Below are 25,659 nucleotides of genomic sequence, written 5' to 3'. Positions count from 1 at the left end.
CCTTTAACTTGAATTTTTTATTTAACGATTACTCCTCCACTTTCGGGTAACGGTCTCACCAAGCGTTGATAAATCTGCAACCATCCACGTTCCTCCGAAACTAAATTGTTATCCAACCGAGAGCGTCTCTCGGTAAGTACGCTTTCTGGGACTTCAAGATTTACAACCCTTTTCTCAACATCAATCGATATGATATCCCCATTTTCTACAAGCCCTAACAGTCCACCATCGGCCGCTTCAGGAGAAACCTCATTAACTACGAGACCCTTATTTGACAATCCCGACTGCTGCCCGTCCGTCACCATTGCAACCTTATCCGATAATTCCGCTCCGTCAAGTGCAAAAACTAGTGGGGTAGCCATACCCATTCCAGGAGTACCCTTCGGTCCTACACCACTTAGAACAACTACCTGTCCGGGTTTAACCTCACCCTTAAGAACGGCACTTACAGCTTCATCACTGGAATTGTAAACATTAGCCGGACCAGAAAACTGTAGATTGCGGTCATCCGCGACTGCGAGCTTAACAATACCAGTAGCTGGAGCCAAGTTTCCACGTACTATAACGATTGAGGGCCTATGAGCAAGTGCACGATTCACCGGCCGTATAATCTCATTATCCGTAACAGTTATATCTTTGAGATTTTCCTCAAGACTCTTTCCGGTCACCGTCTTTGCGCTTGTGTATAGAAACTTTTCTAGTTGCTTCATTAGACCAATGGCTCCCCCTGCGGTATCAAATTCCTCGACCGTATACTCCCCATTTGGACGAACAGCACTTAAAAGTGGAATTTTATCCTGATATTCCTCAAAGAGTTTGTAAACATCCAAATTGCACTGAGATTCTATCGCTACTGCCTGAAGATGCTTAACGGCATTTATGGAACCGCTTACGGACAAAACCGTCATCACTGCGTTAGAGAATGCTTCTGAAGTCAAAATATCGCGAGGCTTCAAATCCTCCCATACCATTTCTACAATTCTTTCACCTGCTTGACGTACTACTTCCCACATTTTTGGGCTGTTTGCCAGTACCGGTGTGCTGCCGGGCAATGACATTCCCAATGCCTCACAAACAACATGCATGGTATTAGCAGTTCCCATACCGGCGCAAGCACCTGGTCCAAGAATCGCATTTTTGCTCATTTCTCTCATATCTGATATAGTAAATGGTTTCTGTCCAGTTTCCCTATGTGCGGCATTTAACCAAAGATCTTCTATATCAATATGTTCACCTCGAAACTTACCGCTAGGTTGATAGCCGCAAGCCATAACGATGGTCGGAATGTTAAGACGTCCGGCAGCCATAAGCATACCCGGTATCGTCTTGTCGCACGATACTAAACATACCATTCCGTCCAGCATCGCTCCTTCAACAGCGACTTCAATATCATTTACAATAAGGTCCCGGGCAGATAAAATATACCCACCACTATGTCCTAGACTAGTAACAAAATCGACGGGTGCAGCAGTTCGCACTTCGAACGGCACACCACCAGCCATCCGAATTGCCTCTTTCATCTTCAATGAGATACCATCGAGATGGGCAAAGCATGCTCCCAGATCAGACGAAGCATTTACTATTGCTATTTTGGGCTTTTCCATATCCTCTTCCGTAATTCCGAGTACTCCCCATTCCGCACGTCTAATTGCCCAAAATACACTGCCTGTTTCAACATTACTCCGAAGTTTCCTTTTAGCCACCTAAACACCCTCCTTTTCAAGATAGAAAAATTTAATAGAGATAATTTTTATAGAAGGCTTAAACACCTGAATAATTTACATAATATTCATAATNNATTCATAATATTAAATGTTTACAGAATGTTCAGGTTCTATTGTTTTAAATTATATTATTTCAGTTTTATTTATACAAATACCATTTTTTATATCCATACATAACAAAAATGTTATATGTTACTTATAAGTAGATGTGTTTCTCACTTTAACGAAGCCAAAACATACAAGAGTAGAATATTGCATGTTTTCGGTTATTTGCACGAATCCACAAAAACAGGACTCCCCAAAGAAGTCCTTAATAACTTAGGCAAGTAACCACCTTCTCCTTATTTTTCCCATGGAGTTGTAGGTAGGGAAATTTATATTTCTAATCACCCACTCCATTGACTTGTTTTAGTATATTATCGGTCTTAACAATGGTCGCAAACTCCTTATGTAATGCAGCAATTTCATGCTTATGTACTGCCTCCGGAGGAAAGAACGTACCCATATGATCAGTGATTTCAAATGCTGCTGTAGCATCTTCAACAAGGAATGTTTCAAACCCTAAATTCTTACTCATCCTTGTAGTGGTGGACACACAATGTTGAGTAGATAGCCCGGTAATTACCACCGAAGTTATCAGCTTATCACGCAAATAGGTTTCTAATTTTGTCCCAATAAATGCGCTATTAACATTTTTTTGAAAAATCACCTCTTGTGGTAAGGGCTTAATGATTTCCTTGAATTCAGTGCCCACTTTATTTTGATAATGAAGAGGTGACTTAGGCAGCAGGGATAGATGCTGTGAATAAATGATTTCCCATCCCCTAGCTCTCCATTCTGTTAAAAGCTTTAAGATATTCAACTCGGCATCTTGGTTGTTCCGCCTCCCCCAAGAGGGATCTTCAAAACCTTTTTGGACATCTAAGATTAGTAGGGCGGGTGGATTTACTAGTGTCTTCATTTTGTTCTCCTAAGTAAGTATTTATTTGCATAGGATATGTAAATTTTTGGTATTTATACAAATAAATACTTCAACAAAAATGCCACCTTCCAAAAAAAAGAGACACATTAAACCGTATCTAATGTGTCTCTTTAGAAATCTATTCGTTCAGATAGACAGACCCTGATTCTACCAATTTCTGAAACTCAATAAAATAGTGTAATGATTTTGGATTTAGTAATGAATCTGTGTTAACAGCCTGATTGATGGGAATGCCCATTAGTATTTTCTTTATTGGTACCTCAATTTTTTTGCCGTTCAACGTTTTAGGCAATTCATTTACTCTAAAAATTTCATTCGGTACATGCCTAGGTGAACAGTTTTGTCGAATTGTTTTGTTAATATGCGTTTTCAATTCATCTGAAAATGGAGTACCCTCTCTCACAACAATAAATAATGGCATGTATGATTGCTCACTATTAATCGGTATGTCCACTATTAAACTATCATGCACCTCTGGAATACTTTCTAAAGCACTGTATATTTCACTGGTCCCCATCCGAATTCCGCCCCGATTAATGGTTGCATCTGACCGGCCGTACATGATACCAGAACCTCTAGAGGTAATCTTTACAAAATCACCGTGCCTCCAAATATCTGGAAAGACATCAAAATAACTATTTTTGTAGCGTTCCCCCGTTTCATCATTCCAAAAATAAATCGGCATGGATGGCATCGGTTTTGTAACTACAAGTTCACCAATTTCATCCACTACTTCTTCTCCTGCATCATTAAAGGATTTAACAGCTACTCCTAAAGTTCGAGCTTGTAGTTCTCCGGAGTAAACGGGTAATAACAGGCTTCCTCCTAGAAAACCAGAACAAATATCCGTTCCACCAGTCGTAGAATAAAGCCAGATATCCCTTTTTACTTGGTTATAAACCCATTCAAACCCACTTTCAGGTAAAGGTGAGCCTGTAGAACCAATGCTTCTTAAGTGTGAGAGATTAAATTCCTTTGGGTTCACATTTGATTTCATATTGGCCACGATAAAGCTTGCACTAGTACCCATCATCGTCATTTTGGTAGATTCCGCAAACCCCCACAAGGTTTCATCATTGGGATAGCTTGGATTTCCATCATATAATAGGACCGTCGCGCCAGTTAGCAAACTACTAACAACAATGTTCCACATCATCCAGCCTGTTGTTGTGTACCAAAAAAATCGATCTTCGTTTGTTAAATCCATTTGAAGTCCAAGGAATTTCAATTGTTCTAGCAGGATTCCACCTTGACTTTGAACAATACCCTTTGGTTTTCCTGTGGTTCCGGATGAATATAAAATCCAAAGCGGATGATTAAATGGAACAGATTCAAAGGTTAATGGTTCATTACTATGGTCAGTTATTACCTGATTCCAAAGAACGGATTTCTTTAAACCTGCCATTTCAGGTTGATCTTGTAAGTATGGAATAATGATTGTTTCTTCCAAAGTAGGTAATTCCGCTTGAATTCTTCCTACTAATTCAAGTCGATCGTATTTCTTTCCACCATATTGGTACCCATCTGTTGCAAACATTACTTTAGGTTCGATTTGTTTAAACCTATCAATCACACTCTGGATGCCAAACTCAGGTGCACAACTTGACCAGACTGCTCCGATACTGGCACATGCCAAAAATGCTGTTACAGTTTCATGTATATTGGGTGCATATGACACAACCCGGTCACCTGGCTTAACCCCTTTAAACTTTAAATATCCTGCAATAGCAGCTGTATTCTTTTTAAGTTCAGCCCATGAAAGCTCCTGTTGTGAACGTATTTCCGATTTATAAATGATAGCAGCTTTTTCTGGAGTTTCATTCCTAAAAATATGTTCTGCATAGTTTAATGTTGCACCAGAAAACCAATTGACTTCTGGCATTTTACTTCCAGACAATACTTCATGGTAATCCGTTTTGGCGATAATCTTATAATAATCCCAAATGGCAGACCAAAATCCCTCAAGGTCTGTAACAGACCATTCCCATAATTGATTGTATTGTTCAAACGTTAGCCCACGCGTTTCATCAAGCCAGGTCATAAACTTCTTTATGTTTGATTTTTCTTGAATTTCACGTGAGGGCTCCCAGAGTAAGTTCCCACTAACATTTGCGGTCTTCAATCCTATCCCCCCTATCAAAATCAATCTAGGCTTAGGTTAAGCCTCATATGCCTAACATTGCAGAATTCATATTCGCGGCAATTAGGTAATTGAATTTGAATTATTTTGATGAAATGGTTTCTTTTAAAAAAACAGCTTCACGTTTTTCTAGAAAGGCGGTAATCCCTTCTTTTCCCTCACTACTGCTTGCCCTCTCAGCAAGGACTAAAGACTCCTTACTCATTTGAGACTCAAGTGTTTCTTGTAGCGAGTGATAAAATAGTTTTTTTGTTTCTCCAAATGCATTCATTGGTCCCTTTGCAAGGTTCTCAGCTAACTCTAGGACAACTTCTAATAATCTTTCATCGGCAACAACATGGTTGATGATCCCCCACTCGCTCGCCTCTTTTGCATCCAATGGCCGATTTGTATACATTAACTCAAGTGCCCGTTTCATCCCGACAAGTCGAGGTAAAAAATAACTCCCTGATCCATCAGGTGTTAATCCAACCCGATTATATGCCATTACAAATTTAGATTTGTCAGAAGCATAGGCCAAATCACAGGCACATACGAGACTCATTCCTGCACCTGCTGCGACTCCATTCACAGCTCCGATAAAAGGTTTATTCATTCTCGTAAAATATGAAATGGCTTGGTGCAAGTAGGCTGTAACACTTTTTAGATGAGAACTAATTTGTTCACCTTCCTCGGCAAAGCTTCTTAAATCTCCACCGACTGAAAACTTATTTCCAGACCCTGTTATAACCACAGCTCTAATTTTTTCGCTCTCCGAACAAATATTTGCAACATCCATAAGTTCCTTTGCCATTTCTAAATTAATAGAATTTCCAGCTTCCGGACGATTTAATCTGACGATACCGACATGATTTTGGATCGTTAACTGAACAAGTTTATTTTCCACAATTCACCCTTCTTTCTTTTTTATAAAAGCTTTATACCGTTTCTAAAATCATGGCAATGCCTTGACCCCCACCAATACATAAAGAGGCTAATCCATATTTTACATTTCGCTTTTTCATTTCAAGTGCTAATGAATATGTAATTCTTGTACCGCTAGCACCAAGAGGATGCCCCAAAGCAATCGCTCCGCCATTGACATTCACTTTTTCCCTATCTACCCCTAACTCTTTCATAACGGCTAGAGATTGTGCAGCAAATGCTTCATTAAACTCAAACAAGTCAATATCACCTAAGGATAATCCAGCATTCTTTAGTGCTTTGATACTTGCTGGAACAGGTCCAATCCCCATAATTTTTGGATCAACCCCTGATACTCCCCAGGAAACAATTTTTGCAAGTGGTTTTAATCCATGTTCAAGGACATACTGTTCTGAAGCTAGTAAAACGGCTGCAGCACCATCGTTGATACCACTTGCATTTCCGGGAGTGACCGTTCCATCTTTCTTAAAAGCTGGCTTTAGCTTGGATAAGTTTTCAACTGTTACACCGTCTCTAATATATTCATCGACCTCAATGACTAACTCTTTTCCTTTTCTATCTTTCCTCACCATAGGGACTATCTCTTCTGCGAAACGTCCGTTATCTCTTGCCTTGATCGCCTTTTCCTGCGAATATACCGAAAATTCATCTTGTTCTTTGCGAGATAGCTCATATTTTGCCGCAAGATTCTCTGCCGTCATTCCCATTCCGCAACCAACATATTGGTCAATGAGTGACTCCCAAAGCATATCTACTACCACAGGTGCCTTATTTGGTGAACCAAAGCGGGTACCCTTTAAAATTTGAGGAGCTAAACTCATATTTTCAGTTCCACCAGCCGCAACGACTCTTGCATCTCCTAAGGCTATTGACTGTGCACCCGTTACGATTGACTGGAGACCTGAACCGCATAAACGATTTAAGGTTAGGGCGGAAGATGACTCTAGCATTCCGCTTTTTAAGCCAATATGTCTTGCCAAATAAGCAGAAGCCTCTCCAGTTTGGATTACGTTACCAAACACAATTTCATCAATATCTGATGCTGGAATCCCACTTCTTTTAATCGCTTCTCTCGTTGCTGCGACACCTAAATCAATATCGCTGACATCCTTTAATGAACCACCGAACAAACCAAAGGCCGTTCTTGCCCCATCTACTATATAAGTTTCCATCTACTCTTCCCCCACAAATTCAGTTTGATATGGATTGATTGACTCTGAAAATATGAATCATCGTTACTAGTTATTTGCTTCTAAACTCTTTACCTACTTATTTGGGACAGAATGAAATTCAGCAGGAATTGGACCAAAATTTCTGCGATGGTAGAGCATTGGTTCTTTTTCATGAACCGTTATATTCGTCACTTCTCCAATTAGTATTGTGTGATCCCCCGCTTCGACTTGCTTATACGTTTTGCACTCTAGAACTGCAAATGTATCTTCGAGAATTGGTAAGTTTTGTGATGAAAGGCTCCACTTACAGTTACTAAATCGATCTGTATTTCTGCTAGCAAATAGTTGACAAAGCTTTTGTTGGTCACCAGCGAGCACATGAACGACAAAACCGTCCGCCTTTTTAAAAGCATTCAAGGAAGAAACACGTTGATCTATCGACCATAAAATTAGCAGCGGATCAAGGGACACGGATGCAAAAGAATTTACTGTAAGTCCGAAGGGATTCCCATCTTCATCGCATGTCGTAACAATCGTTACTCCTGTCGGATAATTTCCCATAACTTCTTTAAAAAGGTTTTGCTGATTTTGTTTTTCCAACTCTTTCACTCCTTCTATATGATCGTTCAGATTTTCCCAACCTATGTTATTACAAAAAATTGAAAAGAAGGATCTGATCTCTACCCTTTCTAGGATATCAGTCAGATCCCAATTGAACAGACGGCTACTTTATGGTACTTGATAACCTAATTTTCAAAGTGATAATACGGTTTCATTTAGTTTAACAACCGTTATACTAGAACCGTATTAGGCTCCTGACCACAAAGAATTCGCCCATATAACTCAAGATTTGTTGAAGGAACAATAACTCCATGATTTGTTGCACCGCGTGCATCACGTATAATTTGTGAGAGAAGATTATTTTCTGCAATCAACGATCCACCACTTTCAGATGCGAGAATATCAATGGCTTCCCAGCATAATCTAACCGCATAGCCAGAATCCATTCGAACACGGGCTCTATTATGAAAATCCATATATTCACCACTAGCTGCCCAGCGGTCAATATCATCAGCAGCTCGGTATACATGCAGAAGTGCGGAGTCAATTTTCATTGCAGCTTCGGCCACCTTTAAATGGGTAACGGTCGCTTCAGCTTGCGAGTTGTGCCATGTATATTGAATTTTCCTATTGGGTAGTTTCTCCAAGAAAATCTCCAACGCAGCACGAGCCATGCCTAGCGGAGGCGATAACAGTACAAGTGCTAAGACTGGTACTATGGCCGAGTGATAAAGAGCTTCTTCCTTGGAATGCCCTGATTGATATTCCCCATTCATTGCCTTGGAAAGAGAAGCTACCCTTCTGTCGGGAACAAAGATATTCCGAACCTCAAGACTATTGCTTCCGGAGCCACGCAGACCCGTAGTGTACCAATCGTCTTTAATCTCAACATCTTTCATTGGAATGAGTGCTAGACCATTGTCAATTATATTGCCATTTTCATCAACGATTGGAATACCTAGACCTGCCCACTGTGCATGTAGTGAGCCAGAACCAAATCCCCAAAAACCATACTCAATGACATAACCGCCATCAACCCTACGAACCTCGCATTTTCTTGGTTCAAGTACCCCACAAGTACGGGCATTTCCATCTCCAAAGACTTCCTGTTGCACATCCTTTGGAAAAAGGGTAGCCACAAGCCAGTTACAAACGTTCGTTAATGTAGTAACCCAGCTGGCAGAACCATTTCCACGAGCTATTTCAGAATTAACATCAATAAATGTCCGAATGTTTACCTGATGTCCACCAAAGATTTTAGGAATAGTCAGATTGAACAATCCCGCATCATTTAGAGCTTCAATTGTCCCTTCTGGAATTCTACGAAGATCATCAATCTCCTTACCTTGTGCACGTAATTGGGGAACAAACTCTGCTGCGCGTTTTACTAGCTCCTCAGCCTCATTGGTTCGTTCTTTTACACTATTTTCATTTGTCACTATACTCAATTCCCTTCAGAATTTATTTATTTTGATAAAAATAATGACATTAATTTTGGTAATGGTTACGTAAGCTGGTCGTTAGTTGTAATCACTCATTTTGATCTATTATACCTTGGCCAAATCTACTACAAATTCTGTTCCCCAAGCACTTAATGATTCCCAAACTTTTGGTTTTAACGGCAGCTCCTCGTGCCATGGGCGTGGTTCGAAAATGCCGAGTTCTGGAATTAATACATCCATGTCTGTATACAATTCAACTACATTTTGGTCTGGGTCATGATGGTAGGTTGCAATATTATGACCAGCCGTATGGCGGGATGGTCCCCAAAGGACTGGATGACCATTCTTTGCTAAAATATCCGAACTTGCAAATTGATGACTGGCATCTTTTAATTGAAAAGCAATGTGGTGTAACCTTGTTTCATCCGATGCCACAATATTTAAAGTATGATGATCTGTATTACAAGATAAGAAATTGGCGAAAGCCTCTCCAATTTTATCTGTAAAATTAAAACCTAAAGCATCTCGGTAAAATTCTATGGTTTTTTGAAAATTCTTCGCATAAAAAGCAACATGTCCTAATTTATGAGGAACAATCCCAGAGGTGCCAAAGCCAACAATTGTTTGGTCCATTTCTGTAAATAATTCCAAGGTATTTCCTGCAGGATCCTGTAATTCTATCAATCTTGAAATACCTGGTTTAGCTTCTCTTTTAATCGTAGAGCTAATACCTTGTACATGTAATTGTTCCTGGACTTCTTCTAAGCTGAGATTTCCATCTAATTGGTATCCATAGCGGCGAATCCCTTTTTTGTCTGAAGGAGTAATGACGATATTGTGATGATCGAGAGCGTTGCTTAAATAAGTAACGCTGTCCACTTCTTCTGAAATACGATACCCCATTGTATTTGTATAATATTCCACCATGCTATCCGCATTTTTTGAATAAAAATCAACATACACTAATCTAAATACTTTTACATTTAACATATCCCATTCCTCCATTTGATTTACTAATAAATACTCAAACCCTTTGTTAAAGGTTTTTTAAAAGAATATGATATAATTCAAATCAAGACTTTCCGAGTCTGATAAAGTCTTACCTGTTTTTAATTTGCCCCCAAGCAAATTAAAAACGAACCATAATGGATGCCAGTCCATTGTCCTCAAGTCAGCAGCTGTATTAAAACAAGCTTTGTTTTATGCAGTTGCTGGAATCAGGAATCTACTCATTTGTTTTGACAAATCTTCAACAAGTAATGGTAAATCAGTTAAACTCTCTATCCCGCCAAAAAGATAGAAATCCGGGCGAACCACAACAGCTTCTAAACCCGTTTCTTTAAAATACTGTTTGTATTTTCCATCGATATCGACAACTATATCAGATCCTGCCTCTTTGGTTTCTGAAGTTTCCGAAATTTCAATAAATTTAACGCCTATCACCTCTAAAAACCCAATCTGTTCTTCACTCAATGCCTTCTTTGGATCATTTACTGGACTCATAATCGTCCAGCCATTTCCTACTACATCATCAAATAATCCTGTTTGCCCTCTATACTCAACCTGACCTTGAAATGAAAGTTTTCCCGTGTATTTATTATCTTTCCCGTCTTCTGATTGGTAAAGTATGCCTTCCGTTAGAAAAGGAAATTCCGGAAATTCAGGGACCCTACCTGTAAAAAATACTTCATCTCTTTTTCTAGCTGCTTCTGGATCTGTTACGCAAATGACATTTCCTAAAAATAAGGCTGCTTCAACAACTTCACGATTATGAGGCTTCCGCTCTGCTGTATACGTCTCTAAAATAGATTCTGCAGCTCTTCCACTTAGAATTAGGTCTAGCTTCCATGCTACATTCATCGAATCACGAAGACCAGAGCACATACCTTGACCCATGAATGGTGGCGTTAAGTGAGCTGCATCCCCTGCTAAAATGAGCCGTCCTTTTTGCCACTCATTCGCCCATAATGCCTTAAATGTATAAACTGCATGCCGTTCCAATACAGCGTTACTAGAATTTATATTCCAAGGTTCAAGCAAGCGCCAGGCAACATCTTCATTATTAAGATCTTCTTTTGTCTCACCAGGCAGAGCCATGAATTCCCAGCGTCTTTTCCCAGGACCACCTGAAACAACTGTCGTAGGACGAGCTGGATCACATAGCTGTAAATTCATCGGGTTCCATTCTCTTTCTTCTTTCGTAACAATATCAACAACAAGCCAATCTGCCGCAAATCCAAGATCCGTAATGGTAGTATCCATATTTTTACGAACAAAACTATTCGCACCGTCACAACCCACCACATACTTTGCATGAATAGTACGAACTTCCCCCTGTATGTCTTTTACAATGAGTTCAACATGATCATCAAATTCCTTTAACTCAATTGCTTCATTTCCCATTCGCACATTTACACTTGGCTGTTTACGACAAGCCACATCCATCACTCTTTCAAGCTCTGGCTGATTGAAAAATAAATGTCCTGGCCATCCAGAAATGCCAGCTTGAGAAAAATCGATGCCCAATAGTAAGTGCCGGTCTGCATTTCGCCATTCATATAAATCAGGGACTGGCTGTAAAATTCTTTCAAGTTCACTTTTTGGAATGATGGATTGCAGCATTCTAGCCACTTCATCATCCAAATGAACAGCCCGTGGAAGTGGAAAGGGTTCAGTAAATCTTTCATAAACCCCAACCTTCCATCCTTTTTGACCAAGTGATGTAGCTAAAAGCTTCGCTACCGGTCCATAACCAACAATTGCCACGTCAACCATTTCTTGTTTCATTATCATCACCCCTATACAAATATTCTAAAATTTAAACAAAACTCCGATTTGTAAACGCATACATTCTTATGAAAGAGTAAACCCTCATTTCATTTCTTTACATGGAAGTTAAATTTTTTATGTAAGAACTAGAGGTTGCTGGGATTTTTAATCCCAGCTGATTGAATAAATACAATTTTAAGAAATTGCTACTTTACTAGAAACTACTTTGTTTACTTGTTCACCTAGGTCAATTTTTCCATCTTTACTCTTGATTTGACAACGAATAACATCTCCATCTTGCAGATATTTACCGTTATTGATTTGACTTTCAACAAGCAAATCTACTTTTTCTGCGTAAGGTACCAGATGGCTTGATAGTTGTCCAAGTATCTCTGGTGTAAGACTGAGTGCTACTCCGCCAGTTGTACCTGTAATAACCAAATCACCTTTTGATAGATCCATAATTTCTGAAAGCTCTGTTAGCGTTTCAGCAGGTTTGAATAATAATTGATCTGTATTTGCCGATTGACGTAATTCATCATTTACCCATAAATTTAATTCAAGGTCATGAATAAGTGGAACCTCTTCTTTATCAAGTAAGTATAAAAACGGTCCTGTAGGTCCAAAAGTCCGGTAGCTCTTCCCTTTTAACCATTGCCCCTCAGTGAGTTGTACATCTCGGGCAGAAACATCATCCATAATGACAAGACCTGCAATATATTGGTACAAGTTTTCATCTGTCACTTCAACGGATGAAGAAATCTCCGTTCCAATGACTAGCCCCAGCTCAATTTCATAGTCTAATAGCTTAACATGTGACGGACGAATAATTTCTGTGTAGGGTCCACAAAGTGTGCTATCTGCTTTACTAAAAAACATATTATATGGCGGACGAGCTGCTTCCATTCCAGATTCAGCACGATGCGATGAGTAATTGGCACCCTGACATACAATTCTTGCTGGTTTTGTCACAGGGCTTAAGATCGTCACTTCATTTAATGAAAGAGATTCACCTTGTCCTTGTTCTTTTAAATTTCTAGCTGCCTCAACACCTTCTTCTAAAAATTGAGCTAAAGAAGAATAGGTATCTGTTAATACGAAAATTCTATTATTTGATACGACTCCCCATTGTTCTTTATTTTCCTTTTCAAATCTAACTACTTGGATTCCCACATTTAACGCCTCCAAAATTTATAGGTTCTTGAAGTTCAATGAAACTAAGAATACATTTTTTCCACTATCCTCTTAACCCGCAGGATTAACTCAATCATTTTATCGTGTGCCAATTTTTCATCACGCGCCATGACGGCATCATAAATAGAACGATGTCGTTCTAATACTTCGTTCGTCGGTGTATCAAAAGGTGATTCTGGATAATTCTTGGCTGCTTTTAATGTTTTTTTTCGGCTAATAACTAGCGCTTTACGGAGCGTTCTAACAGTGTTAATGATTAGATCGTTGTAAGAAGCCTTTAGTATACTCTCATGGAAATCATAATCGGCATTTGCCCATGCCTTTTCATCTCCGATTGATTGTTCAAGCCGAGTGAAAGCATCTTTAATGTCGATCAAATCCTGCTCTGTTCCTCTTTGTGCTGCTAGTGCTGCTGCCATGGGTTCAAGCCCCATTCTAACTTCTGTTAAGTGCAGTAGAAAATCTCGATTATACTCATCTTCCAGCACCCAGTTAATAACTTCAAAATTCCACCATTGCCACTCCGAACGTGGAAGTACAATGGTTCCAGCCCTTTGATTGGATCTAACAAGACCCATTGTCGATAGACTTTTTAAACATTCACGGACCACTGTCCGACTTACATTGTATATTTCGCCTAAATCCTCTACCTTTGGTAAGATTTCTCCTTGTTTTATCTCACCCGTTACGATTTTCCTTCCAAGCTCACTAACTAATTGCTCACTTCTATTTTTCAAAATGCGGTTATCCTCCTATCCTTACTATGTAATCATAATAATGGTCCGTTTTATTGGGATAGAAGGTTTAAAAACTGGGTTTCCGACCAACTTTGGAAACGCCTCCATTTAGTAAAAACCTTTATCACCCCCTTTAGATTTAAAAAAGTTAATCGTTACATATTCAAAATAAATATTATTTATCTGATAATTATAATAAATAATATTTATTTTTCTGTCAATAACTTTTTTAAATATTCAAAAAATAAAAAACAGAAAAAATGCAAGAGAAATACATACTTGCAAGTTTTCAGCTATTCTATTTTTATCAAGTTATCGATTGAAGTTTGAGAGCTTTATAGCTGGTGGTGCTTTTCTCTCCGTCGCAATCCAAACTAAACCAAAAATAATGACTACTCCACCAACTACTTGTGCTGCCCAAATAGGTTCATTAAAGAAGAACGCACCCGCTACAGTAGCTGCCGCTGGAACGAAATAACGGTAGAAATTCGCTTTCGCTGCACCCACATGTTTCATCGATATATTCCAAATCACTATGGCAAAGACTGTGCACATTAGCACATTGTAGGCAACAGCACCCCATGTGACGATTGATAGATTGTCCCACTGGATCGTGCTCCATTTATCTAATGTAATCGGAAATAAAAAGAGTGAACCGAAAAAAATAAACCATGTGGTTACACGAAGTGGAGAGTATTTTTCCATTAGCGGCATCGTGGCCAAATTAAATAATGCACCGATTAAACTAATGGATAGAGCAAGGTAGTTTCCTATCATATACTCAGAACCGAGATCAAAGCCGTCCTTTCCACCAAGGATGATCATCGTTACCCCGACTAAAGCGATTAATCCTCCCGTTACGACTCTGGCCGTTATTTTTTCACGTATAAATAACGGTGCAAAAAGCGCAGCAAAAATGGGCCATGGAGCGACATTTAATAAAGAAGCATTTGCTAGTGTTGTATACTTGATCGAGTACATTACCATGATTTCCATAGCAGTTATGCCAATTAATCCAATAAGGGCTAGTTTTAGCAAATCTTTTTTCTCTACTTTCACACTGCCTTCTGTCCACTTTAACAAAAGAAATAATACAGGCAAGGCTAGTCCAAATCTAAGAAATACAAATACCTCTGCAGGAAAGACTTCCATAGCCCAACGTGAAATCCCAAAATTGATTCCCCAAACAATCGATACAAAAATCAAGCCTACATAATAAAAAGTATTTCGCGCCATATTATCTCCTTCCAGACCAAGGGACTCCTTGTTATCTAACCGAGTATAAGCCATGAAAACCGCATTTGTGGAAACTTCAACACTCACATTTCCATACATATGCCCAAATTGTCTACTCCTAGAACAGATAAAAAATGGAATGTTTCTAATTTTACCATTAAAAAACGATTGATCGCTTTGGTTATGATCAAAGCTCCAAGCTCTATATAGAGCTTGGAGCTTTCCATTCTTAATGTGCAATTGTATTTTTGCTGCTATGGTTGGTTTGATGAATGATTAGTGCGGCAATACCCTGAATGATTGTTTTTACAAGCACTTGACCCATGATCGCGAATGGAACGGCTTCCCACGGTAAGAATCCCGCACCAAGTGGGCTTAGACCGATGACGACGAATATCGCAGAATCAAGTATACCGCCGACGACTCCACTATAGAGTACACGTAAGCTCATTGGTAGGTTTAAGCGTGTGTAAATCTCTGTATCGGTCGTTTCTGCAATCGCAAATGAAATGGCAGATGCCATTACCACGATTAATGTGTCTCCAAGCAATGAAGAAACAATTGCCGACAGTCCCAGCGCCAACCCAATAAACATATACGTTTTCTTTCTTCCATATTTGTTTTGAACTAAGTCACGGAAGATAAACGTTGCGCCGATTAGTAATGTCCCCATTGGAACGATAAAGATTCCTAAATTTAATGGGGCAAATGCAGCTGTTACGACGTTAGCTGCAACGATTGAAATTAAATACAACAAAATTCTCATGATGCTCACTCCCTTTGATTTTTTATCCGCAGTTCCTTAATTACCCGTTAAAATAGAAAAAACAGTACCTCTAAGAGAAGTACTGCTTCGCCTTAGTTTTTTTACCGAGGGGTGCTACAACCTCCACCGCAGGATGCGGAATTTATATATTATTATGTGCAATTTAGTTTACTATTTTTTTAGAAATCTGTCTAGATAGGCTTATCCCAGTTTATAGATTACAAATTGGTCGGCTCTATCATAATTTGCTAGTTTTTAGCGCGGCGACATCCGTATTCCACCATCTAAACGAATCACTTCTCCATTTAAATATTCATGTTCCATAATAAAGGTCGCCAGCTCCGCAAATTCTGATGGACGTCCTAATCGTTTCGGAAACTCCACACTATTCCCTAACTTTTCAATCACATTTGCTGGTAACGTATCAGCCATTGGTGTCATAAATAATCCAGGTGCAATCGTGTTCACGCGGATGCCTAACCCTGATAAATCACGTGCAATTGGCAGTGTCATCCCCGCGACCCCAGCTTTACTTGCCCCGTATGCTGCCTGCCCCATTTGACCATCAAAGGCAGCAACCGAAGCAGTATTAATGATGACACCTCTTTCCCCAGAGTCAGTGAGTGGTTCATTATTTTTCATTTCATTTGCTGCTAGTCTTAATACATTAAAGGTCCCAATTAAGTTAATTCCGATAACCTTATTAAAATCCTCTAGTGGTAAGACGCCCTTTTTACCTATCGTTTTCCCCGCTGTACCGACACCCGCACAGTTTACACAAATGTGGATCGCTCCAAAGGCTTCAATTGTTTGGTTGATTGCCTTTTGAACGGACTCATCATCCGCTACATTTACTAGCGCATACTGTACATTCTCACCTAATTGTTCGACTGCTTCCTTTGCTTTCGTTTCATTTAAATCAAAAATAACAACTTTTGCACCCTTCTCTACTAATCTTGTAACTGTCGCTAACCCTAAACCTGACGCTCCACCTGTGACCACTGCAACTTTATCTTGTAAATTCATCTTCTACCATCTCCTCTACTTTTTTATTTGTCTTCCAAAAATTCCTCTGTCTGCTAATGCTTCAATTGCGTGTGAATCAAAGCCAGCCTCTTTTAAAATTTCCTCCGAATGTGTCCCTGTCTTTACTCCTGTAAACTGATACTCTGCAGGTTGTGTAGAAAATTTAATTGGAAAGGCAATTTGCTTTTGTGACCCCCCTTGTAGTTTTGGTACTGAAACGACCAAGTTCCTCTCCTGTATTTGCGGATGATTTACCGCTTCTGAAAATTTCAATACAGGTTCCACACAACCATCAAAACCATCACCAAGAATGGTCAGCCATTCCTCAAATGATTTTTGTTTAATGGCCTCTGCTAGTATTCTTTTAAAAGCATCCTGTTCCTCAAGTTTCTGACTGCTGCTAAGTTTCACTAGATTACTATCCCCAATTAATTGACATAATTTTGCTTGAAATTGTGGTTCTAGACTACCAACGGATAAATAGCGATGATCCAACGTTTCATAGTAATCATAAAAGGACCCACCATTTAGCATCTCGGATTCTGGTTCAGGTTCTCTTCCTCCAGCTAAATAACCAGTACCATACATCGCATTTAAGGAAAAGACTGCATCTGTCATGCTGATATCAATGTACTGGCCTTCGCCTGTTTTTTCACGATGATAAACCGCGGAGAGTATCCCAATTACGGACGGCAGGGAGCCGCCGGCTAGATCGGCAATCTGAATTCCCGCCGGAACTGGGGGTTCATTTTTCCTAGCGGAGTAGCTTGCTGCCCCCGATAAGGCTAAATAGTTATTATCATGACCTGCCCGATTCCGCAGTGGTCCTGTTTGCCCATAACCAGTAATCGAACAATAAATCACACGAGGATTTATTTCCTTAAGCTTTTCATAACCAATGCCCAATTTCTCCATTACACCTGGGCGGAACTGTTCCACGACAATGTCATATTCCCGGACCAACTGATAGATTACTTCACGTGCTTCTGCTTGCTTCAAATCTAACGCTAATGACCTCTTAGATCGTTGCAATTGTCCAAATAATGCTGATACTTCACCATCCATCGGCTCAAGATGCTTAGTTAAATCCACACGATCTGGCGATTCCACTTTTATGACCTTGGCTCCCATATCTGCTAGCATCATTGTCGCAAATGGACCTGGTAAGAGCGTAGAGAAGTCCAAGACCTTTAAGCCGTTTAAAATCCCCATTTCTATTCCTCCTACTCTTCTTGGTTCATCGTTCATCGATTCTTCGCCATTTAAAAAACTCAATATCTATTTCTATGTAATTTCCGTGCCACAGTTGGGTTTCATGAGTTAGGAAATGAACAATTATCTCAGCTCCTATACATGGTCATTATACCAAAGGAACATGTAAGCGATAACAAATATCTGTTAATTATTTTATAATTAACAATTTTCTGTTATCGATACCTTTAAAAGAAATAAAATTATTTTTACAGACAACAAATTTTGAATGCTGCACGAAAGATAAAATTTTCCAACCCCTATTTTGGTCTAGGAGTATAGTACTTAGATTATCATTTAAATTTATGGGGAAAATAGGAAAGGTGGAGTTTGAAAGGAGACGAAAATGAAGGCAACTGATTTGCTCGTTCAGTGTTTAGAAAATGAAGGTGTCGAGTATATTTATGGCATCATGGGGAAAGAAACCCTTGACCTAATAGATTCCTTGTCAAAATCAAAACAAATTAAATTTGTGAATGTTCGTCATGAGCAAGGCGCAGCCTTTATGGCAGATATTTACGGCAGATTAGCAAAAAAGCCAGGTGTTTGTTTGGCTACATTAGGTCCTGGTGCCACAAACCTTTTGACAGGAATTTCAAGTGCCAATCTTGACCATTCTCCGGTCATAGCTATTACAGGACAAGCTGGCCTCGAAAGGCAGCATCCTGAATCCCATCAATATCTAGATGTCGTAAAAATATTTGAACCTGCTACAAAATGGAGCGTTCAAATTAAAGATTCACAAACGATCTCAACCATCATCCGTAAAGCGTTTAGAGTTGCACAAATGGAAAAGCCAGGTGCGGTGTTAATTGAATTACCAGAGAACTTAGCTCCACAAATGATTCCGAGTAACCCGTTACCCGTATCACCTATCCCAAAAAGCACACCGATATCACAAGCTATCGAATATGCTCGATCGCTAATAAATCAGAGCAATAAACCACTTGTCATTATAGGAAATGGGGTAATCAGGCAAGAGGCTGTGGATGAACTTCTCACATTCATGGAGAATCTAAAAGCACCGGCAGTCCATAGTTTTATGGCAAAAGGAGTTTTATCTAAGGACCATCCTTTAAACTATTTTACATTTGGCTTTACAAAGCAGGATGTGGTATTACCCATAATAGAAGAATCGGATTTATTACTTGTCGTTGGATTTGATTTTGTTGAAAAACTCCCTAAAGAATGGAATAAAAAGCAACGTCCTGTTTTACATATCGATCCCCTTCCGGCCGAAATGAACGAGCATTACCCTGTCAAGGGAGAATTAGTTGGTGATTTAAAGGAAACATTCAATGCCCTTAATAGCCTGGAAATACAGTCGAAGCCATGGGTTCCGAGCGGGAATCTAAAAGAACAGATTAAGGCAGCTTATCAGATTGATTTAGAGGTGAAAGGAAATCAAGCATTAACAGTAGAAAATATCTTAACCATTATTGAAAACCTTACAACCGAAAAGACCATCGTCATTTCTGATGTTGGTGCCCACAAAGTATCGATTGCCCGTACCTATCAGCCAAAACAAGCCGGTCGGCTCATCATTTCAAATGGATTGGCCTCAATGGGGATTGCTGTTCCTGGTGCCATTGGTGCTAAATTGGCTTGTCCAGACGACCCAGTCATTTGTATCACTGGGGATGGAGGGGCATTAATGAATATTTCCGAAATAGAGACTGCGAAGCGATTAGGTCTATCCTTTATCATCATTGTTTTAAATAATTCTGCTTTAAAATTAGAAGAACAAATGATGCAAGATAAATTCGCAAACAGCTTTGGTACAAGCTTTGGTAACCCTGACTTTGTGAAGCTTGCTGAAAGTTTTGGCATAAAAGGAGTAAGACCCAACGACTTGATTGAGTTTGAAACAGAACTAAAGAATGCTTTAAATCAGTCCCATGAGCTTACATTGATAGATGTTCATGGAATGAATGTTTAAGAAATTGGTGGTGCCTGTCACCCGATACAAAATAGCTCCAACCTCAAAAATAGAGCTTGGAGCTTGTCATTAGGACAAGTAAGATGTCCTTCCTTACAAAAAGGAAATCAACCTTTTAGCAACTGTTCAATCGATTCGATTGCACCGTTTAATCTATTTTCATAGCTTCCAGTCAATCGATGATATTTAATGTTATGTTTATCTAATAAAGTCTTTAAGTGCCTGTTGTTCTGGTACCTTTCCTCGTCTTCTCCATGAACGCGCAGCCCATCATCCACCCACTTAACATCCGGTTCCAGGAAAAGCCAAAGATCATAGTCTTGTAGTTTTGCTATTTCATCTAAGACGGGTTGATGTTCATCATTATATAGGTTTGAATAAAATTGTGTAACGATCGCTTCTGTATCGATAAAAACAAGTTTATTTGCCTTTTCAATTGCCTTATATTCTTTCATTTTGTGACCATAAGCTATTTTTTGATAATCCTCTTTAATCATGATGCCCTCACATCCACCTAACTCTTCACAGAGTGTTCGGCCATATTCTTCCACGTAAGTAGTGTTGTAGATTTTTGCAAGGTTTTTCGTCAAGGTTGATTTTCCACAGCTTTCCGTTCCTACCACGACAACCTTTTTAACAAAATAAGGTTTTACGAAGTCAGGAATGAACTCCCAATGGCGGAACACCCCATCCCTCCTTATCGCAGTAGCGGAGATATTCACATGTGTGCGCATTGGGTCAATCAGTTTGTGCTCAACGTTTGGATATAATTCTTTAAAAATCTTATTATAGTCAATTTCTGAACTAAACACGTAATCAATTGGTTTTCCAATGGCCTTTTTAATTAATTGCGCGCCTTCCGCCCAATTGTAATTGTCATTATCTTGATCGTCTTCGAGAAATATCACCTTTACATGAGGCATATCCCTTGTTAATTGGGATAGCCAACGCAAACGAATTTGAGCAGGAACATCGTTCATTTTCGTGTTCTGGCACAGTTCTCTATCACGTATTTCACTATGAGATAGAACCACATACAGTTCATCAACAATCGATGAAGCATAAACAATGGCATACACATGGCCAAGATGTAATGGCAGGAACTTTCCTCCGATAAATCCAACCGTCATTACGCCGCCTCCTGAATTTGTTTGGTGTGTAGTTTTCTCCAGTTGATATAGCCATAAATGCTATTGACCAGAAATGCTGACCACATCACTAACATCGAAAAATCATCCCCCCCTTGGGTAACCAGCGCACTTAACCACAAGAAAATTGATAAAATGTTAACGGCTATCCAAAGAAGCCATTGTTCGGTATATCGCTTTAACATCAATATTTGTGCTGCAATCGATAATACGTTTGTAGCTGAATCTGTCCATACAAGCTTGCCACCAAGGTATTTCAAGAAGATACCATAACCAATTGTGAGAATTACAATCGATAATACGGTATAAATCCAGCCTTTTTTACTCAGGCTTTGAACGGCGACGTCTTCACCTTTTACACCATGAGCTGTCTTGTTTTTATTCCACAAATAGATCCCGATAAATTGAACAGGGAAATAAAACAGAGCATTTAACATGACCTCTCCATAGAGACCATAACCGTACGCAATATAAGCATAGGTCAAAGTTTGAACGATCCCAAAATAGTAGTTTGCGATTTTCCCCTTCGCTACTAAAACCACACAAAGCATGCCACTTAATGACGAAATCAGGCCAATAAGCGAGTCCGCCCAAGCAAAGAACAAATAAATGTTTACCAGCGTGAAAGTGAAAAGCCAAAGAACTTCAAAACGCGTCCAATTCTTAAACATCCCCATTTTGCACTCTCCCTTACCCTTGTAATTTATTTCTATACACAGATACAATCGGTTGAACTTCATTAAAACGATAAAGCTGGGCAGGTGTTTTCGAGTAGCGATTTGATTTCTTTGGCTTGCCGTTTTCTGACACTGCTTCTAGGAACGGAAGTGTTGGTGCCTTTCTGAAAAATGCTGCATCTGTTGCAATTGATGGGTCATCCAACACCGTTAATAACACTCCTTGCAACTCAGAAAGAACAAACTCTTCAGGTAAAAAATGCTTTGCCAGAGTGGTTAGAGCCATATCCTTTTTTATAAACCAAATAGCGTCATCGATAATTTGGCGATGATCAAAAGCAAGTTCCAGTCCAAGTGCCTCTTTTATTGGAAAAAGTTGAATATCAGCAGCATCGTAGGTTATTTTTCGACTTTTTAAATCTGTTTCCTTTGCGATAACATAATGAGCATTTGAAATGATCCATCCGCGATTATCTCGTTTGGGTGAATCATAGATACCAAAATGTTTAATCCGTAATCCCCCTACACCTGTTTCCTCCAGTAGCCGACGTTCTGCAGCTTGAAAAGCCGTCTCCTCAGGGCGAACAAATCCTCCAGGTAACGCCCACTTCCCTGCTTCGATGCTTGGATTACCTTCATGATCAAATTCACTACGTTTAATCAACATGATTTTCAAGGTTTTTAGCGGTGGCTTATACTCACCAATTTGATCAGATGTAATCGTAAAGACGGCAATATCACTGGCGTAACCATCCGGTGTAGTAAATTTTTGATTTGTTTCCATTTATAACTCTCCTTTAATTAACAATTTGTTAATCGTTAATTAAAATATATTCCAATACTCTCACTAAGTCAATAAATTTTTGTAAAATTTATTTTTCTTTACATGTAGTTCTCTAAGAAATTGTAAATATACTGTATGGTCATGAATAATCAGTAAGAATGAGGTGGACCATGTATTTTTTAAAACCTATTTCTGATGAGGTTCGTTTAGCTCAATTAACCTTCAAAAAAAATAATAAAACAATGAAACTCATTTTATGTTCTATTTTTGCCTGTATTGCGGCTATTCTACAGTCTGCTGGTGGCTTTTTTCCAGGTATCGGATATTTTATAAGCCCGCTTGCCACAGGACCCATTCTGTTATTTTCGCTGTTATCTCTTCCATATGGAGTAATGTCCTATTTTCTGACCTTTATTTTGTTATTCATTCTACAGCCCACTGAACTATTTATCTTTCCTTTTACAACAGGATTGTTAGGAATTGGCATTGGAGCTTCTTTTTCCTTTTTTAGAAAGAGAATAAGTATGATTGCATCAGGTACCATTCTTTTATTGATAGGATTGACTGGTCTGCTATTTATTTTTCACTTTCCAATTTTGGGTCCCGCTGTTTCCGATTCTATTTCAGTTCTTACCACAGTAAGTATCTTTTTATTTTCTTTCCTTTATAGTTGGCTATGGGTTGAAATGGCTTTAGTCATTTTTAAAAGAGTAAAAATGATTTTCATTAAGTGATCGCCGGCAAAAAAATAACCAAGGGAGCCTAATCGCCCTCTTGGTTATTCATGGACCTATTTCAAAAACAGTACCTTGGTTATAATCAGTGACATTCATAGAGCCAAAAACCCCCAAATATAATTGGGTTTGATTTAGGTTCGTTCCTAGACATACATAATAAGCGGATTGCGACCCAAGCTGATAATCAGTTTCTATTACACTAAAATCATTTGATTTCCCGTCTGTTCTTACGCTGGTATAAGCTAAAACACCTTGCGTTTTTCCGCTTCGAAGCAGATCCGTAAACACAACGCTCCCACTTAAATCGGGTATTCCACTCCCCATATAGGATTGCACTCCTGTAAGTGCGGTTCCTTCAAACTTACCAGGACGGGGATCTTGATGAAAATAACTCGTTAAGGGCTGAATCCGCAGTGGTGAAGTTTTTACTGTTTCATTGTAATAGGCCATTGTTTTCTCATTCAAAGCCGGATTTTCAGAGCAGCTTCTTATAATCGAAGTTGGAATAGAACCTTCCCATCCTCGCCAGCCAAAATTAATAAATCCTTCTTCTTCAGGCTCAGAATTCATTAAAGAAGCTTGAACTAGCTTAGTAACTGGTATTGATTTATACTGAACGAATGAAAAAATGGACTCTGCCAAATCCTGTCCGACATTTCCCACATATTTAAGATACTGATTATAATACCTTTGAAAAGAAATGCCTACCATATTGCGAACCCCTTTCGCCATAACCGAAAGAGTTTCCTGAATAGGCTGAGGAATTTCATTAAAACGAGTGACCACGGCTGAATTATTGAAAGAGGAATTTTTGCCTACATCGATTTCGATTATTTTTCCAGCGACTTCCAAGTTGTCCTGGCTTAAATTAAATGGATCATAAGCTGATCCACCATCTCCATTGGTTAAAACAAGTTTTCCTGTTTCAGGTGAAAAGTTTAAGCTATTAATACCATTATGATTCATAAAGGGTCTTCTTACGTTAAGTATTGTCCGCCGTTTTTGAGGTTGACCATTCGATTGCAGGATCCATTCTTCAACAGTATCAATATGATCAAATTGAGTTTCCCTATTGGTCCACCTTAGCTGTAAAGTGCTGGTATTACACGGGTTAGGGATAAAACCGCCAGCAAGAGCACCAGGACCTTGTGTTCCAGCTACTGAATAATGAAGATAAAACAGACCGTTATAATAAAATTCGGGATGAAACGCTAACCCCAGCAATCCCCGTTCATCATATCCACCAGAAGCACCTAGTTTTAGAATTCGCGGGCGAATATCTAAAAAAGTCCTAATCACTCCATTCCCTATGTAAAAGATTTCCCCTACTTGGGTTGCAATAAATAATCTTTCCATTGAGTCACCAGGAAGTATAGCCGTTTTCAAAACAGTGGGTAAATTTATCTTACTGACAATCAGTCGTAAACTAACTTTAACTTTTTTCACCCAACTAGCCCCCCTTTTATCATTTTCTATTAAAAGAATATGATTAGCGGGGGGCTATAAGAACTGCTGCAGGGCCAGGTGCCTGGCACTAGATTATGTTTTTTCATTCAGAATTGAAGTGACAATATGCAGAGCATCCCATTCTCCACCAGAAAATTTTACAATCGGGTATTTTTTTGGAAACAGCTTATTACGAATTTCTTCAGCCATGTACCCTTCTTCAAATAAAGTTAGTACCTCACGTTGAATGGATAATAAATAGTCACGTTTCCGTTCAAGTGCTGTGCGGCCATCTTTTAAAAACCCAGCATGGCTGCAAAAAACATCTTGAAAATCATAGGTTAAAACCCGCTCTAGTGAATGAATGATCTCTGGAATACTTTCTTCTGCTAATAGGACTTTTGTCCGCTCACTTACAAATAAATCGCCAGTGAATAGTTGACCAGTATTCCGGTTTAAGAAGACTTTATGGTCATGACTATGACCAGGTGTATCGATTACATCCCATGTCGCATTTCTAGATGAAAACATTCGCGGCATAGCTTTAGCTTGAAATGGCTTTCTACTCCCCCAAAATAGCTTCCGATACATAGGATAATCAGCCCGCTTTGTACAATAATCAATGGTTTTTTCATTTAAGAAGATTGGTAGGTTCTTAGTCTTTTCTATATAAGCGGCACAGCCAGTATGATCTTCATGAAAATGAGAAATCATAACTTGATCAAAATCTGTTTCAGCTATGAAGTCTTCAAAAAATTTATGTAATGACTGTGAACCCGTATCAATTAAAACGCCATCCATGGAATAACTGTAAACATTTAATGAAACCCCTTGGAATTTCACTTTTCCATTCAAGTAAGCAACTCCATTTTTCTCTCCTACATCGGCTGTTTTCTTCAAGAACAAACTATCACCCACTTTCTTTTTTAAAGGCTGTGTTAAATTTGGCTGTTGATTTACGCTACAGGGGCTACGCTTTCCGCGGGCTCACCCGTGAGCCTCCT

The 25,659-nt window shown here is 39.1% G+C and carries 22 protein-coding genes; 2 read left to right on the top strand and 20 right to left on the bottom strand.

Annotation, left to right across the window (positions count from 1 at the left end; genetic code table 11):
- Window positions 1–17: 17 nt before the first annotated feature.
- The 15 genes from V7124_RS20560 to V7124_RS20490 all read right to left on the bottom strand — a co-directional run bounded on the left by V7124_RS20560 (window position 18) and on the right by V7124_RS20490 (window position 17,885).
- Window positions 18–1,703, bottom strand: coding sequence for a dihydroxy-acid dehydratase (locus tag V7124_RS20560; protein ID WP_335492938.1), 1,686 nt, complete (start codon window positions 1,701–1,703; stop codon window positions 18–20).
- Between the two features lie 403 nt (window positions 1,704–2,106).
- Window positions 2,107–2,685 carry a cysteine hydrolase family protein gene (locus V7124_RS20555; RefSeq protein ID WP_335492936.1) on the bottom strand — a complete coding sequence of 193 codons (579 nt, stop codon included), beginning with the start codon at window positions 2,683–2,685 and terminating at the stop codon, window positions 2,107–2,109.
- 139 nt (window positions 2,686–2,824) lie between these two features.
- Window positions 2,825–4,828, bottom strand: coding sequence for an acetoacetate--CoA ligase (locus V7124_RS20550; RefSeq protein WP_335492934.1), 2,004 nt, complete (start codon window positions 4,826–4,828; stop codon window positions 2,825–2,827).
- A 100-nt stretch (window positions 4,829–4,928) separates the two neighbouring features.
- Complete coding sequence (locus V7124_RS20545; RefSeq protein WP_335492932.1) at window positions 4,929–5,732, bottom strand: enoyl-CoA hydratase/isomerase family protein; 804 nt, start codon at window positions 5,730–5,732, stop codon at window positions 4,929–4,931.
- A gap of 31 nt (window positions 5,733–5,763) precedes the next feature.
- Window positions 5,764–6,942: an acetyl-CoA C-acetyltransferase gene (locus V7124_RS20540; protein ID WP_335492930.1), complete on the bottom strand. Its 1,179-nt coding sequence runs from the start codon at window positions 6,940–6,942 to the stop codon at window positions 5,764–5,766.
- Between the two features lie 93 nt (window positions 6,943–7,035).
- Entirely contained in the window at window positions 7,036–7,542 is a 507-nt protein-coding gene (locus V7124_RS20535) for a flavin reductase family protein (RefSeq protein ID WP_335492928.1), read from the bottom strand.
- Between the two features lie 191 nt (window positions 7,543–7,733).
- Window positions 7,734–8,942 carry an acyl-CoA dehydrogenase family protein gene (locus V7124_RS20530; RefSeq protein WP_335492926.1) on the bottom strand — a complete coding sequence of 403 codons (1,209 nt, stop codon included), beginning with the start codon at window positions 8,940–8,942 and terminating at the stop codon, window positions 7,734–7,736.
- A 108-nt stretch (window positions 8,943–9,050) separates the two neighbouring features.
- A complete protein-coding gene (locus V7124_RS20525) occupies window positions 9,051–9,935 on the bottom strand; it encodes a VOC family protein (protein ID WP_335492924.1) in 885 nt (294 codons plus the stop codon).
- Between the two features lie 210 nt (window positions 9,936–10,145).
- Window positions 10,146–11,732, bottom strand: coding sequence for a bifunctional 3-(3-hydroxy-phenyl)propionate/3-hydroxycinnamic acid hydroxylase MhpA (mhpA, locus tag V7124_RS20520; protein ID WP_335492923.1), 1,587 nt, complete (start codon window positions 11,730–11,732; stop codon window positions 10,146–10,148).
- Window positions 11,733–11,909: 177 nt separating this feature from the next.
- Window positions 11,910–12,887 carry a fumarylacetoacetate hydrolase family protein gene (locus tag V7124_RS20515; protein WP_335492922.1) on the bottom strand — a complete coding sequence of 326 codons (978 nt, stop codon included), beginning with the start codon at window positions 12,885–12,887 and terminating at the stop codon, window positions 11,910–11,912.
- Window positions 12,888–12,931: 44 nt separating this feature from the next.
- Window positions 12,932–13,645, bottom strand: a complete 714-nt coding sequence (locus V7124_RS20510; protein WP_335492920.1) for a FadR/GntR family transcriptional regulator — start codon at window positions 13,643–13,645, stop codon at window positions 12,932–12,934.
- Window positions 13,646–13,957: 312 nt separating this feature from the next.
- Window positions 13,958–15,121 carry a DMT family transporter gene (locus tag V7124_RS20505; RefSeq protein WP_335492918.1) on the bottom strand — a complete coding sequence of 388 codons (1,164 nt, stop codon included), beginning with the start codon at window positions 15,119–15,121 and terminating at the stop codon, window positions 13,958–13,960.
- Window positions 15,111–15,647 carry a VUT family protein gene (locus tag V7124_RS20500; RefSeq protein ID WP_335492916.1) on the bottom strand — a complete coding sequence of 179 codons (537 nt, stop codon included), beginning with the start codon at window positions 15,645–15,647 and terminating at the stop codon, window positions 15,111–15,113. Before V7124_RS20500 ends, V7124_RS20505 begins: the two co-directional genes overlap by 11 nt.
- Window positions 15,648–15,902: 255 nt before the next feature.
- Window positions 15,903–16,673, bottom strand: coding sequence for a 3-hydroxyacyl-CoA dehydrogenase (locus V7124_RS20495; RefSeq protein WP_335492914.1), 771 nt, complete (start codon window positions 16,671–16,673; stop codon window positions 15,903–15,905).
- Window positions 16,674–16,688: 15 nt separating this feature from the next.
- Entirely contained in the window at window positions 16,689–17,885 is a 1,197-nt protein-coding gene (locus V7124_RS20490; RefSeq protein WP_335492912.1) for a CaiB/BaiF CoA transferase family protein, read from the bottom strand.
- 385 nt (window positions 17,886–18,270) lie between these two features.
- Between V7124_RS20490 and V7124_RS20485 the strand changes: the two genes are divergently transcribed.
- The gene (locus V7124_RS20485; protein WP_335492910.1) at window positions 18,271–19,863 is read left to right on the top strand and encodes an acetolactate synthase large subunit; all 1,593 of its coding nucleotides are present in this window, start codon (window positions 18,271–18,273) and stop codon (window positions 19,861–19,863) included.
- Window positions 19,864–19,970: 107 nt separating this feature from the next.
- Here V7124_RS20485 and nadR read toward each other — a convergent pair whose 3' ends face one another.
- Genes nadR through V7124_RS20470 form a run of 3 tightly spaced genes read right to left on the bottom strand, consistent with a single transcriptional unit; the run spans window position 19,971 to window position 22,472 of the window.
- The gene (gene nadR / locus V7124_RS20480; protein WP_335492908.1) at window positions 19,971–20,993 is read right to left on the bottom strand and encodes a multifunctional transcriptional regulator/nicotinamide-nucleotide adenylyltransferase/ribosylnicotinamide kinase NadR; all 1,023 of its coding nucleotides are present in this window, start codon (window positions 20,991–20,993) and stop codon (window positions 19,971–19,973) included.
- Window positions 20,993–21,688, bottom strand: coding sequence for a nicotinamide riboside transporter PnuC (pnuC, locus tag V7124_RS20475; protein ID WP_335492906.1), 696 nt, complete (start codon window positions 21,686–21,688; stop codon window positions 20,993–20,995). Before pnuC ends, nadR begins: the two co-directional genes overlap by 1 nt.
- A 13-nt stretch (window positions 21,689–21,701) precedes the next feature.
- Window positions 21,702–22,472 carry an NUDIX hydrolase gene (locus V7124_RS20470; protein WP_335492904.1) on the bottom strand — a complete coding sequence of 257 codons (771 nt, stop codon included), beginning with the start codon at window positions 22,470–22,472 and terminating at the stop codon, window positions 21,702–21,704.
- A 170-nt stretch (window positions 22,473–22,642) separates the two neighbouring features.
- Here V7124_RS20470 and V7124_RS20465 point away from each other — a divergent pair, with 170 nt between their 5' ends.
- Window positions 22,643–23,206: a hypothetical protein gene (locus V7124_RS20465; protein ID WP_335492902.1), complete on the top strand. Its 564-nt coding sequence runs from the start codon at window positions 22,643–22,645 to the stop codon at window positions 23,204–23,206.
- 48 nt (window positions 23,207–23,254) lie between these two features.
- On the opposite strand, the gene V7124_RS20460 is transcribed toward V7124_RS20465, so the two are convergent.
- Window positions 23,255–24,655 (bottom strand): PQQ-dependent sugar dehydrogenase, encoded by a 1,401-nt coding sequence (locus V7124_RS20460; RefSeq protein WP_335416869.1) that lies wholly within the window; start codon window positions 24,653–24,655, stop codon window positions 23,255–23,257.
- A gap of 93 nt (window positions 24,656–24,748) precedes the next feature.
- Window positions 24,749–25,561: an MBL fold metallo-hydrolase gene (locus tag V7124_RS20455; RefSeq protein ID WP_335492900.1), complete on the bottom strand. Its 813-nt coding sequence runs from the start codon at window positions 25,559–25,561 to the stop codon at window positions 24,749–24,751.
- Window positions 25,562–25,659: the final 98 nt, after the last annotated feature.

Source organism: Neobacillus niacini (genome assembly GCF_036961885.1).
In the GTDB taxonomy this organism is placed as follows: domain Bacteria; phylum Bacillota; class Bacilli; order Bacillales; family Cytobacillaceae; genus Neobacillus; species Neobacillus niacini_H.
Note: the sequence above shows the minus strand (reverse complement) of the source record. Positions and strands in the feature narration are given on the sequence as shown.